This window comes from Agrobacterium sp. RC10-4-1 (genome assembly GCF_014138475.1).
Taxonomy (GTDB): domain Bacteria; phylum Pseudomonadota; class Alphaproteobacteria; order Rhizobiales; family Rhizobiaceae; genus Agrobacterium; species Agrobacterium pusense.
Genome location: NZ_JACJIT010000003.1, coordinates 54225 through 66551 on the forward strand (window position 1 = coordinate 54225; position 12327 = coordinate 66551).

The 12327-nt window shown below is 60.2% G+C and carries 12 protein-coding genes; 4 read left to right on the top strand and 8 right to left on the bottom strand.

The genetic code is table 11. The annotated features are described in order from the left end of the window. Nucleotides 1-16: 16 nt before the first annotated feature. The 3 genes from FHW77_RS08785 to FHW77_RS08795 form a co-directional block, all read right to left on the bottom strand. Nucleotides 17-883, bottom strand: a complete 867-nt coding sequence (locus tag FHW77_RS08785; RefSeq protein WP_004440114.1) for a S49 family peptidase — start codon at nt 881-883, stop codon at nt 17-19. Between the two features lie 90 nt (nt 884-973). Then, a complete protein-coding gene (locus FHW77_RS08790) occupies nt 974-1774 on the bottom strand; it encodes a tRNA1(Val) (adenine(37)-N6)-methyltransferase (RefSeq protein WP_004440112.1) in 801 nt (266 codons plus the stop codon). 6 nt (nt 1775-1780) lie between these two features. Next, nucleotides 1781-2011: a putative signal transducing protein gene (locus tag FHW77_RS08795; protein WP_004440111.1), complete on the bottom strand. Its 231-nt coding sequence runs from the start codon at nt 2009-2011 to the stop codon at nt 1781-1783. A 111-nt stretch (nt 2012-2122) separates the two neighbouring features. On the opposite strand from FHW77_RS08795, the gene FHW77_RS08800 reads away from it, so the two are divergent. The 4 genes from FHW77_RS08800 (at nt 2123) to moaB (ending at nt 6652) form a co-directional block, all read left to right on the top strand. Further along, complete coding sequence (locus FHW77_RS08800) at nt 2123-3139, top strand: polyprenyl synthetase family protein (RefSeq protein WP_004440110.1); 1017 nt, start codon at nt 2123-2125, stop codon at nt 3137-3139. 142 nt (nt 3140-3281) lie between these two features. After that, complete coding sequence (locus FHW77_RS08805; RefSeq protein ID WP_022555656.1) at nt 3282-5174, top strand: tetratricopeptide repeat protein; 1893 nt, start codon at nt 3282-3284, stop codon at nt 5172-5174. 6 nt (nt 5175-5180) lie between these two features. Further along, entirely contained in the window at nt 5181-6080 is a 900-nt protein-coding gene (locus tag FHW77_RS08810; protein ID WP_004440106.1) for a 4-(cytidine 5'-diphospho)-2-C-methyl-D-erythritol kinase, read from the top strand. Between the two features lie 26 nt (nt 6081-6106). Beyond that, nucleotides 6107-6652, top strand: coding sequence for a molybdenum cofactor biosynthesis protein B (moaB, locus tag FHW77_RS08815; protein WP_034496305.1), 546 nt, complete (start codon nt 6107-6109; stop codon nt 6650-6652). A 283-nt stretch (nt 6653-6935) separates the two neighbouring features. On the opposite strand, the gene FHW77_RS08820 is transcribed toward moaB, so the two are convergent. The 5 genes from FHW77_RS08820 to FHW77_RS08840 form a co-directional block, all read right to left on the bottom strand. Continuing rightward, on the bottom strand, nt 6936-7811 hold the full coding sequence (locus FHW77_RS08820; protein WP_044459709.1) for a dienelactone hydrolase family protein: 876 nt from the start codon (nt 7809-7811) through the stop codon (nt 6936-6938). A 118-nt stretch (nt 7812-7929) separates the two neighbouring features. After that, nucleotides 7930-8958, bottom strand: a complete 1029-nt coding sequence (adhP, locus tag FHW77_RS08825) for an alcohol dehydrogenase AdhP (protein ID WP_004440101.1) — start codon at nt 8956-8958, stop codon at nt 7930-7932. Nucleotides 8959-9108: 150 nt separating this feature from the next. After that, nucleotides 9109-9510: an MAPEG family protein gene (locus FHW77_RS08830; RefSeq protein WP_034496309.1), complete on the bottom strand. Its 402-nt coding sequence runs from the start codon at nt 9508-9510 to the stop codon at nt 9109-9111. Nucleotides 9511-9622: 112 nt separating this feature from the next. Next, nucleotides 9623-11128 carry an IMP dehydrogenase gene (guaB, locus tag FHW77_RS08835; RefSeq protein ID WP_004440097.1) on the bottom strand — a complete coding sequence of 502 codons (1506 nt, stop codon included), beginning with the start codon at nt 11126-11128 and terminating at the stop codon, nt 9623-9625. Nucleotides 11129-11307: 179 nt separating this feature from the next. Next, nucleotides 11308-12309, bottom strand: coding sequence for an MBL fold metallo-hydrolase (locus FHW77_RS08840; protein WP_004440094.1), 1002 nt, complete (start codon nt 12307-12309; stop codon nt 11308-11310). Between the last annotated feature and the right edge of the window lie 18 nt (nt 12310-12327).

A 12327-nucleotide genomic window follows, 5' to 3' on the forward strand; every position in this document is an offset into this window, starting at 1 on the left:
CTTTATTCCCGCGACATCATAGACCGAAACGCGACCACAATGCCTTTTCTTCGGCTACCTCCGCAAGACCCGCGACGGCGCCCGCCGCCAGCTTTGGGGTGTCGAGGCCAAACGCAGCATTCACACCAGGTACTTTTTTACCGAACAAAGTGCGCCCGCCGCTGACGAGCTGGAGCTTGACCTTTTCACCATAACGGCGGTGCAGAACCTCTCGCATGTCACCCAGCCCATCGATCAAGCCAAGGTCGAGGCCACGCATGCCGGTCCAGAACAGACCGGAGAAGATCGCCTCGTCGCCCTTTAGCTTGGAGCCGCGGCGCATCTTGACCATATCAATGAAAACATTGTGGATTTCGACCTGAAGCGACTTCAGGTAATCGATGTCGCCTTCCTTTTCCGGCTGGAAGGGATCGAGAATGACCTTGTTCTCACCGGCTGTATAAACGCGCCGCTCCACACCGATCTTCTTCAACATTTCCGGAAAACCGAAGCCGCCGGAGACGACGCCGATCGAACCGACGATTGAGGTGGGGTCGGCGATGATCTCGTCGCCGGCAAGAGCGATCATATAGCCGCCCGAGGCTGCGACGTCCTCCACGAAGATGAGGACTTTCTTGTCCTTTTCCTCGGCAAGCTGGCGGATACGGTTATAGATCATCCGCGCCTGCACCGGCGAACCACCGGGCGAATTGAGCGAAATGGCGACGGCCGGAGCATCCTTGACGGCGAAGGCCTTTTCGAGAAGCGGCGCATAGGAAGCGAGATTGAGGGCGGGGCGGAACTGGTTGCCGCCGGCCATAATCGCGCCATGCATGCGCACCACGGGAATGACGAGCTCTTTTTTACGAAAGCGTTTCGGCACAAGAAGCTTCAGCAAACCCACCAATCAATCCTCACAGCAATGACTTCATCGACACGGATGTATGTATCGCCGGGCAAAACACAATGGCATGCGGCTAGCGTCACGGTGATTTTATAAGCCGGGTCTGATTGCCCTTACATTACGGGAATAGGCCGCACGACCATTGTTGAGGTCATCAACGAAGGGGGTGAAGGCGTGGCTGCCGGTCTCATGCATGATGAGCGGCGCGCGGAAGGACAGCCGTGCGCGCGATCCCTTGATGGCGGTTACGAGCATACGTACCGCATCCTCGCCGGGACGTGGATGGATGAGGGTGATTTCGATACCGCCGAACCGGCTGCCGCAGGCAGCAATGATCTCCGCCACTGATTGCGGCCTCGAAATCAGGGAAAGCTGCCCGCCCGGGATCATGATCGCACCCGCGGTCCTGATCCAGTCTTCGAACAGGCCGTCCGTCATCGCGTGGGCTTCGGCCTTCAGAGCATCCGGCGTGCGGCGGTCGCCCGCGTCATTATAGGGCGGGTTCATGATGACGTGATGGAAATGATCGTCGGGCAAACCCGCTTCCACACGGGCTTTCGCGCGCAGCGTCACATCCGCTTCGCGCACCTCGACGCGGGCCGAAAAGGCTGCATTGTCAAGCAGTTCCAGACTGCGGCGGGCAAATTGCGCCATTTCCGGCGAGCGCTCATAGAGCGTCACCCTGGCCTTTTCGAGCCGCGCCGCAACCGCCATGCCGGCGGCACCGGCACCGGCACCCAGATCGGCAATCCGGCAGGGGCGGTCATCCGCCACCAGCGAAGCCAGAAGCATGGCGTCCATGCCGGCCCGATGCCCCCTGCCCTTCGGCTGGATGATATGAAACCGGCCCCGATGAAAGGCATCGATCGTTTCGGAAATGCCGTCGTCCACCGTCGTTCAAGCCTCTTCGTTGCGCAACTCGTCGCCGAGCCCGGCATCGATGAGGATACGGCGGGCCTGAGCCGCCCGATCTTCCTCTACCAGAAACCGGCGGGGCAAAAGGCCGAGAGATCCCTCCAGAATGCTCATTGCCTGATCGGCAATGAGGCAATGGATGCCGGCATCCTTCATCAGGCTTTCGGCGAAGGAGAGCAGCACGGCATCGTTGGTACGGATCAGTTCACGCATGGATAGACCTTAAATTCCCATCTTTTTGAATGGCTAGCGGCAATTCGCCCCTTGCCGCGCAAGGCGTCAGTTTTTATTGTCGAATTCAAATTCGAACTGGAGTCCTGTCCCTTGGGCGTCGTCATACCGCTTGAAGAAAGCAAAAACAAACTCGCATCCGTCAAGCCGCTTGTCGACCTGACCCGCCCCGACATGGAACGGGTGAACCAGCTTATCCTTTCCAAGGCCGGTTCCGACGTGCAGATGATACCCGAGGTGGCCAACCACCTCATCTCGTCCGGCGGCAAGCGCCTGCGGCCGATGCTGACGCTCGCCTCGGCCTCGATGTTCGGTTACGAGGGCGACAACCACATCAAGCTCGCCACCAGCGTGGAGTTCATGCACACGGCGACGCTTCTGCATGACGACGTGGTGGATGAAAGCGATCTGCGTCGCGGAAAATCCACCGCACGCACCATCTGGGGCAACCAGGCAAGCGTTCTCGTCGGCGACTTCCTGCTTGGCCAGGCCTTCCGCATGATGGTGGATGTCGGCTCTCTCGATGCGCTCGACGTGCTCTCCACCGCCGCCTCGGTCATCGCCGAGGGTGAGGTACTGCAGCTTTCGGTCGCCAAGAACATGGAAACGACCGAGGACGATTATCTTCAGGTGATTCGCGCCAAGACGGCTGCCCTCTTCGCCGCCGCGGCCGAAGTCGGCCCCATCGTCGCCAAGACCGACAAGGCGACCCGCAGTGCACTGAAATCCTATGGCATGAATCTCGGCCTCGCCTTCCAGCTGGTCGATGACGTCTTGGACTATGGCGGCAAGTCGGCTGATCTCGGCAAGAACACGGGCGACGATTTCCGCGAGGGTAAGATCACCCTGCCGGTCATCCTGTCCTATCGCCGCGGCACGCAGGATGAGCGCGCTTTCTGGCGCAATGCCATTGAAAATGGCGAGAGCAGCGACGAGAACCTCGAAAAGGCGCTCGGCCTGATCACAAAATATAACGGCCTCGGCGATACGATAGGCCGTGCAACGCATTATGGCACCATTGCCCGCGATGCGCTTGCACCGTTGCCGCAGAGCCCCTGGAAAAATGCGCTTCTGGAAGTGATCGACTTCTGCATCGAGCGTCTGAACTGACGCCGCAGGCCAGGCGAAAGGCGGATGGAACACAGCATCCGCCCGAGGTTGCGGGCCTTGCTCTCCGCGAGGCGTGATTGTGGCCGGGGCCATAATTTCTTGCGGGGTTGCTTCAAAAAAGCCATTCTGTAGTGACCAAACAATGGAAACTGATTTTTCCGTGCTTCTGCACAAAGGCAAAGGTTCCCTCATGCGGCGTAAACCAGCACTCCGTCTTCTCTGCAGCGCGGCTCTTGCCGCCGCTCTCGCAATCGGCGCGGGTGCAAGCCCCGGCTTTGCGGAGACGAAGGCGACACCGGAAGACAAGGCCGTTACGTTCGACCCCGGCAAGGTCAACACCTTCTCCGGCGCCTTCCTCGCCGGACGCAATGCCGATGTCGATCAGGATTATCCCACCGCAATTTCGCTCTACAAGAAGGCGCTGGAATTCGACCCTGCCAACTCGGAGATCCGCCAGCGGCTGATGATCGCCGAACTTCTGAGCGGCAACTTCGAAGCCGGCGCCAAGATTGCCGATTCGATGAAGGACGATACCTCGGTGGAACGCGTCACGACCATCGTGCGTGGCCTCGACGCCATCAAGGACAAGGAATTCGCCAAGGCCGAGAAAATCCTGAAATATTCCGGCCCGAACGATCTGGACCGCATGGTCAACACGCTTCTGACCGCCTGGGCGCGCGCGGGTTCCGGCAAGCCGAAGGAGGCTCTGGCGCTCGTCAACAACATGAAGGGCCCGGGCTGGATTTCGATCTTCCAGAAATACAATGCGGCAGCCATCGCGCTTGTTTCCGGCAACACCGAGGCCGCCCGCAAGAGCCTGAACGAAGCGGTAACCGACCGCGAAGGCGGAGCGACCGCCTCCGATACCTATATGCGCGCAGTGATGGCGCTCGCAAGGCTGGAGGCTTCCGCCGGCAACAAGCAGAAAGCGCTGGATGCGATCGCGGTCGGCGACACTTTCGCGCCGAATTACGCACCGCTGAAAGCGCTCCGCCAGTCCATCGAAAAGGGTGAGAAGCCGGAGCAGCAGATCACCAATGCCGTGGAGGGCGCCGCCAGCGTCATGTTCTCCATCGCCGGTGCGTTGAACCGCGAAGGCGCCGAAGAGATCGTCACGCTTTATCTGCAGACGTCGCGCGCGCTCGATCCGAAGAGCCCGGATACGCTCATTCTTCTCGGCGGACTTGCAGAAGCCATGAAGAAGCCGGAACGTGCCATCGCCTTCTATCGTGAAGTGCCGAAGGACTCGCCGATGTATCGCATCTCCGAGCTGCAGCTCGGACTGACGCTGGCGCAGACCGAAAAGGTGGAAGAGGCACGCAAACACCTCAAGTCGCTCCTCGAATCCGACCCCAAGGATATTCGTTCCTACCTCGCCTATGGCAGCGTGCTGTCCGATGCCAAGGACTACAAGGCCATGGCGGAGAATTACGACAAGGCCGTTGAAGTGATCGGCGCCGTGCCGCAGAAATCCGACTGGACGGTGTTTTTCCAGCGCGGCATCGCCTACGAGCGCCTGAAGCAATGGGACAAGGCCGAACCGAATTTCAAGCGGGCGCTGGAGCTCAACCCCGAGCAGCCGCAGGTTCTGAACTATCTGGGTTATTCCTGGGTGGACAAGGGCATCAATCTCGATGAAGGCATGAAGATGATCAGCCGCGCCGTCGAGCTTCGGCCGAATGACGGCTATATCGTGGATTCGCTCGGCTGGGCGCATTATCGCCTCGGCGATTTCGACGATGCCGTGACCGAACTGGAACGGGCAATCGAACTCAAGGCCGGTGATCCCACCATCAACGACCATCTGGGCGATGCCTATTGGCGCGTCGGCCGCAAGATCGAGGCGGTCTATCAGTGGAACCGCGCACTGATCGGCGACAGCGACGACGTGGACAAGGCCAAGGTGAAGGAAAAGATCGCCAACGGCCTGCCGCCAGTCGAGAAGGATGCCGAGAATACGGCCAAGAAGGACGTGGCGCCGCACCCGCCGGCTCCTCCGGCCCCGGCGACCCCTGCTCCGGACAAGAAATCCTGACGCCACATGGCGATGCAGGGCATTTCCGGGGCGGCCGAGACAGTCGAGGCGGCCCCGGCCAAGGTTAATCTGGCACTCCACGTCACCGGGCAGCGGGCGGATGGCTACCATCTGCTTGAATCGCTGGTGGTGTTTACCGAAGCCGGCGACACGATCCATATCCAGGACGCCGATGTCGACAGCTTCTCCATCTCAGGACCGTTTGGCGATCTTCTACGCGCCGGCGATGGCGGCGATAACCTCGTTACCCGGGCCAGAGATTTACTGCGCAACGCGCTCGCATCAATGGGTCAACCAGCGCCCCCGGTCGCCATTCACCTTGAAAAGAATCTGCCCGTTGCATCAGGTATAGGGGGCGGCTCAGCGGATGCAGCGGCAACGCTGCGGGCGCTTCTGCGCCATTGGCGTGCCGGGATGACACCGGATAGGATTTCGTCCATAGCGCTGACGCTCGGTGCGGATGTGCCTATGTGTCTTGAAAGCCGATCGCTGATCGCACGCGGCATCGGCGAGGACATCGAACCGGTCAATGACCTGCCGGAACTGTTTCTGGTGCTGGCCAACCCGCTGAAAGCGGTCTCGACGCCGGAGATTTTCCGGCGATTGCAGAACAAGGCCAACCCACCTCTGCCGACGCCAGCCAAGGTTGGCGAGGTGACAATCGGCTGGATGGATTTTCTCGCGGAAAGTCGCAACGATCTACAACCGCCGGCCCAGGCGCTTCTGCCTGACATCGGCGAGATCATCGGGTTGCTGTCTGAGGAGGGCGCCACCCTCGTGCGCATGTCCGGTTCCGGGGCAACCTGTTTCGGGATTTTTCATTCCTTCGATGCCGCCCAAAACGCGGAAACATCGCTTCGGAAGAAGCGCCCAGGCTGGTATTTTCAGGCAACGCGGACCATTTGAGGGCCGGATATTTCGAGGACAAGGCCATGGCAGGCGATAGACCCTTCATTCCCCTCGGTATTGCGATTCTGACCGTTTCGGACAGCCGCACGCTGGAGAATGACAAATCAGGCGACACGCTCGTCGCAAGGCTGAAGGAGGCAGGCCACAGGCTCGCCGCCCGTGCCATCGTGCCTGACGACAAGGCGGCGATCGCAGACACGGTGCGCGAATGGACGCTCACTGATGGCGTGGATGTGGTCATCACGACAGGCGGCACCGGCTTTACCGGCCGCGATGTGACACCGGAGGCGCTGGAACCGCTGTTCGAAAAGCGCATGGACGGGTTTTCGGCCCTCTTCCATCGCATTTCCTACGACAAGATCGGCACCGCCACCATCCAGTCACGCGCGACCGGTGGTGTGACGAATGCGACCTTCATCTTCGTGCTGCCGGGATCACCGGGGGCTTGCAAGGATGCGTGGGATGGCATCCTCAAGGCGCAACTCGATTATCGTCATCTGCCGTGTAATTTCGTGGAAATCATGCCGCGGCTGGATGAGCATTTGAAGCGTGGGGCTGGTGGGGTTTAGGGCACTTGATCGAGGGTGCGTGGGGCTTTACCCCCCTCTGCCCTGCCGGGCATCTCCCCCTCAAGGGGGGAGATCGACTTGAGGCGAGGTCTCGCCCATCTTAGGGCTTGAGAATAAAGTGGCGGTAGCGCCTCTTGCAGATCTCCCCCCTTGAGGGGGAGATGCCCGGCAGGGCAGAGGGGGGTGAGCCCGACGCGCCTCGGTTCGCTCTCAATGGACAACATCCAAAAGCATTTCCGCCTCCCCCACCGGCGAGAAGAACAGCTGCCCGCTCAAAACCCAATCACCCCAGATATTTCCTGAAAAACTCCACCGTCCGCCCCCAGGCGAGATCAGCAGCCGCCTTGTCATAGCGCGCCGAAGACGTGTCATTGTTAAAGGCATGGTTGACGCCGTCATAGACGAAAATCTCGAAGGTCTTGCCGTTTTCCTCCAGCGCCTTCTTGTAAGCATCGATGCCGGCATTGATGCGCTCGTCGAGACCGGCATAATGCAAAAGCAGCGGTGCCTTTATGGCCGGCACATCGGTCGCCGGGGCCTGCTGACCGTAATAGGCGACGCCGGCATTCAGACCTTCTGACTTGGTGGCGAAACGGTTGACCAGCCCGCCGCCCCAGCAGAAACCGATGGCGCCGACCTTGCCATTCGCCCCTTGCCTTGCCGCAAGCCAAACCCGTCCCGCTTCGGCATTGGCGACAGTTGCATCCATGTCGAGACCACTGAACATCTGCCGCGCCTTCTCCTCATCAGCGGGCGTACCACCCTGCGGCGAGAGGAAATCGACCGCGAGCGCCCGAAATCCGGCGAGCGCCACGCGTCTGGCCACATCACGGATATGGTCGTTGAGGCCGCGGTTCTCGTGAATGACGATGACGGAACCGATGGGGCCGGACGCCGATTTCGGCGTGACGAGATAACCCTTCATCTCGCCCCCGGGCGCCGGATAGGTCACGTCTTCCGCGACAATGCCAGCATCGTCAGGCGCGACGATGGCGGCGCGGGCGCTGTTGGCGGAAAGAAGGGGCGCAATTGCCGCCGCCGCCGCGCCGGAGCCGGCCAGCACGGTGAGCTTTTCCATGAATTTGCGGCGATCAAGGCTGAGATGGGTATACTCATCATAAGCGTCGATCATGGCCTGCGTAATCTTGGACTTGTCCATCGCTCTATCCTCCTTGGACGCACAGATGCGGGAGGATAACGCAGATCTAAGGGCGGGGAATAAGGCAGTCGGAAGGGGCGCCACACATTTGCGTGAGCGCCGCTTCCGGATTTTCACATCAGGCGGCGAGGTCCACGACGATACGGCCGTCGATCTTGCCCTCTTCCATGCGGTGGAAGATATCGTTGATGTTTTCGAGCTTATCCCACGAGAAGTGAGCCGCCACCTTGCCTTCGCCGGCGAAGGTCAGCGCCTCCTCGAGATCCTGTCGTGTGCCGACGATGGAGCCGCGCACCGTGATGCGCTTCAGCACCGTGTCGAATACCGGAATGGAGATGAAGCCTGGCGGCAGGCCGACAAGCGCCATGGTGCCCTTGGAGCGCAGGAAGCCATAGGCCTGTTCCATGGCCTTCGGCGATACCGCGGTCACCAGCGCACCATGGACACCGCCGGTCGCCTTCTGCACCTGCTCCACCGCGTCAGGCGCACGGCCGTTGACGACGACATCGGCGCCGAGTTTTTTGGCAAGCGCCAGCTTGTCATCGAAAATATCGGCGGCAACAACATGCATGCCCATGGCCTTGGCATATTGCACGGCCATATGGCCAAGCCCGCCAATGCCCGAGATGACCACCCATTCACCGGGCCTGACTTCGGTTTCCTTCAGACCCTTGTAGACGGTGACGCCGGCGCAAAGGACAGGTGCGGCCGGGCCGAAATCGAGATTATCCGGCAGGCGGCCGACGAATTTCGGATCGGCGAGACCATATTCGGCGAAGCTGCCGTTGACGGAATAACCGGAATTCTTCTGGCTCGGGCATAGCGTTTCCCAGCCCGTACGGCAGGGGATGCAGCATCCGCAGGCGGTATAAAGCCAGGGCGTACCGGCGCGATCACCTTCCTTGATGCCCGTGACGCCAGCGCCGATCTTTGCGACATAACCGACACCTTCGTGGCCGGGGATGAAAGGCGGATTGGGTTTGACCGGCCAGTCGCCGGTTGCGGCGTGCAGGTCGGTGTGGCAAATGCCCGTCGCCTTGTAGTTGATGAGAATTTCACCGGGGCCGGGATCCGGTATCGCCACTTCCTCGATGGTCAGCGGTTTTCCAAATGCGCGGACGACTGCCGCTTTCATTGTCTTAGCCATGACATACTCCCTAATCTCTGCTCGCCTGAAATCCTCGACGGCGAGGCAGAGATTAACGGGGATGGGGCATCATGGAATTGACCCATCGCAAATCGCACCATTTTGCAGGCCGGGATTGTCTCACTTATGAAGCAACCTCACGGTGCTGATTTACTCCAGCGCCAACCATATGGCGAGCCATCCCCACAGGCAGACGACCAGCGCAAAACCAATACCAAACAATGCGCCGCGCTGACGCAGGCGGTTGCTGGTGACGTGGACATAGGAATGCGCATAACGCGAAAGCACAAAAAGCCATGCCAGGACAACGGTCACGATATTGTCCGCATCCGTGATGTAGAGCAGCAGGCAGGCAATGTGGAACAGGACCGGCACTTCGAACTGGTTGGCGATGTTGCGGTTCACCAGACGGCTTTCGCGTGCCTCCTCGCCGTGATCCCGGAGACGGATCGCCGATTCGCGATCCTTGAATGCATATTTGTTGCGCCGAACGATCAGAAGCGCGTAAAGCCAGAAGACCAGAACGACATGGGCGATCATCGGCCAGAACATTGCGGTCGTGGGTGACATGCTTTTCTCCAATCATGAAAACGCTCCCCGATCCGGCATGAATCGGGGAGCGCCAAATAACTAGCCTATCTTTTTACGGATTCGGCTCGAAAGATCAAACCGCGCCGGGGTAGTTCGGGCTTTCGCGGGTGATTGTCACGTCATGGGCGTGGCTTTCACGCAGGCCAGCGCTGGAAATGCGCACGAAAGTGGCGCGTTCCTGGAATTCTTTGATGTTGCTGCCGCCAACATAACCCATGGCAGCCTTCAGGCCGCCGGCCAGCTGGTGCAGAACGCCGGAGACCGGGCCCTTATAGGGAACCTGGCCTTCAATACCTTCAGGCACGAGCTTCAGTGTGTCGCGCACTTCAGCCTGGAAATAACGGTCGGCAGAACCACGCGCCATGGCGCCAACGGAGCCCATGCCGCGATAGGCCTTGAAGGACCGGCCCTGATACAGGAATACTTCGCCCGGGCTTTCATCCGTGCCGGCAAGCAGCGAGCCGATCATGACGGCCGAGGCGCCGGCGGCGATCGCCTTGGCCAGATCGCCCGAAAACTTGATGCCGCCATCGGCGATGACGGGGATATCAGCCGCGTTGGCGACTTCAACCGACGACATGATCGCCGCAAGCTGCGGCACGCCGACGCCGGCGACGATGCGGGTGGTGCAGATGGAGCCGGGGCCGATACCGACCTTGACGGCGTCCGCGCCGGCATCGATCAGAGCCTTGGTGCCGTCGGCAGTGGCGACATTACCGGCGATGATGCGAACCGAGTTCGACATCTTCTTGACCTGAGAGACGGCATCCAGCACGCGCTGCGAATGGCCGTGCGCGGTATCGACAACCAGAAGGTCGACGCCGGCATCTATGAGGCGCTCGGCGCGCTCGATGGCGTCAGCACCAACGCTGATGGCGGCAGCGGCGCGAAGGCGGCCCTGCGCATCCTTGGTGGCATTGGGGTTCAGCTGCGACTTCTCAATGTCCTTTACGGTGATGAGGCCGACGCAATTACCCTTGGCGTCCACCACGAGCAGCTTTTCAATGCGGTGCTTGTGCAAGAGGCGGCGTGCTTCCTGCTGATCGACGCTGCTTTCCTTGACCGTGACCAGATTTTCGCGGGTCATCAGTTCGTAGATTTTCTGCTGCGGATCGGAGGCGAAGCGGACGTCGCGATTGGTCAGGATGCCAACGAGGCGGCCGTTCTTGTGACCGCCGGCGCCGCCGTTTTCAACCACCGGGATGCCGGAAATGCCGTGCGCCTTCATCAACGCCTGTGCTTCGGCAAGCGTCGCATCCGGGCCGATGGTGACGGGGTTGACGACCATGCCGCTTTCGAACTTCTTCACCTGCCGGACTTCTTCGGCCTGTTCGATGGGGGTCAGGTTGCGGTGGATGACACCGATGCCGCCGGCCTGGGCCATGGCGATCGCGAGGCGACCTTCGGTGACCGTATCCATGGCGGAGGAGAGGATAGGCAGGTTGAGATCGATATCGCGGGCGATGCGGGTGGCGATATTCGTCTGTCCCGGCATGACTTCGGAATGTCCGGGCTGCAGCAACACATCGTCAAATGTGAGAGCGTCCAAACCAGTGGGTGTTTGAATGATGCGTGCCATGACCAAATTCCTTCATACTGAAAATGCGTGGCCGCTCCGGAACGAAAAGTTCACCCCGGCGCCCTGCAAGGATTGCTTGGAAGTTGGCGAGGGCTGGTAACACGTTCATGACAGGAAGGGAATAGAAAAAACCCGGAATCGGCTTCCGGGCTTTTCCTGTTGCTGCATTGCAGCAGATATCAGATATCAAACTGGTAAGATTTCGGCACGAAACGATAACCCGTATCCAGCTTTTCTGCGTAACCGACAGACGGGAAAGGCATATGGTAGCCCAGGAAGGGCAGCCGGTCGGTGGCAATCATGTCGAAGACCTTCTTGCGGGTCGCAGCGGCTGCCGTCTTGTCCATGTCGAACTTAACTTCCCAGTCAGGTCTCTGCAGCGACAGCACGAAATGATTGGCCGTATCCGCCGTCAGGATCAGCTGCTTGCCTTCCGATTCGACACGGAAAATCATGTGCCCCGGCGAATGGCCGAAGGCTGCTATGCCTGTGATGCCAGACACCACATCTTGACCGTCGCCGATGAAGGTCGCCTTTTCGGCCAGCGGCTTCACGTTGGCGAGAACACCCTTGTGACCGCCCTCGGCCGGCGTGCCGACGCGCTTTTCATCCGTCCAGAAATCATATTCCGTCTGACCGAAAACATAACGTGCCTTGGAAAAGGCCGGTGCGCCCTTCTCCATCAGGCCGCCGATATGGTCGCCATGCATGTGGGTCAGCACCACCACTGTCACATCTTCGGGTGCGTAACCGGCGGCTGCCATGCCCTCGATCAGGCGACCATTGCCCGCACCGCGCCCGGCCTCACCGAAACCGGTGTCGAACAGCACGAGGTCGGACCCTGTATTGACGAGGACGGGGGAGAAGGAATTGACGAACTGGTCCGTCGGCAGAAAATTGTCTTCCAGCAATTTACCGACCGTCTCGGCCGACTGGTCTGTGCCGAAGGTCTCGCCGGGATTGGGGGCCGCGCGCGCGCCATCCTTCACCACCAGCACTTCGAAATTACCGAGCTTGAAGCGGTTGGTTTCGGGCGGCATGGCGTGCTCTATCTCCATCGAGGTCTGCGGCTGGTTGGTCTGGGCATTTGCGCTGCGCGCCATCAAAAACGGCGCGCCGAGAACGCTCGCGCCGGCCGCACCGATGAGGCCGCGTCTGCTCATGTTCAAGGATTGGGTCATCATCTTGTCTCCGATATC

Bases quoted from the DNA above. Each gene is read 5' to 3' on its own strand.
- moaB (WP_034496305.1), top strand. From the start codon at position 6,107: ATGGCAGGCGATAGACCCTTCATTCCCCTCGGTATTGCGATTCTGACC.
- FHW77_RS08830 (WP_034496309.1), bottom strand. From the start codon at position 9,510: ATGTTCTGGCCGATGATCGCCCATGTCGTTCTGGTCTTCTGGCTTTAC.
- guaB (WP_004440097.1), bottom strand. From the start codon at position 11,128: ATGGCACGCATCATTCAAACACCCACTGGTTTGGACGCTCTCACATTT.
- FHW77_RS08810 (WP_004440106.1), top strand. From the start codon at position 5,181: ATGGCGATGCAGGGCATTTCCGGGGCGGCCGAGACAGTCGAGGCGGCC.
- FHW77_RS08840 (WP_004440094.1), bottom strand. From the start codon at position 12,309: ATGACCCAATCCTTGAACATGAGCAGACGCGGCCTCATCGGTGCGGCC.
- FHW77_RS08820 (WP_044459709.1), bottom strand. From the start codon at position 7,811: ATGGACAAGTCCAAGATTACGCAGGCCATGATCGACGCTTATGATGAG.
- FHW77_RS08795 (WP_004440111.1), bottom strand. From the start codon at position 2,011: ATGCGTGAACTGATCCGTACCAACGATGCCGTGCTGCTCTCCTTCGCC.
- adhP (WP_004440101.1), bottom strand. From the start codon at position 8,958: ATGGCTAAGACAATGAAAGCGGCAGTCGTCCGCGCATTTGGAAAACCG.
- FHW77_RS08805 (WP_022555656.1), top strand. From the start codon at position 3,282: ATGGAAACTGATTTTTCCGTGCTTCTGCACAAAGGCAAAGGTTCCCTC.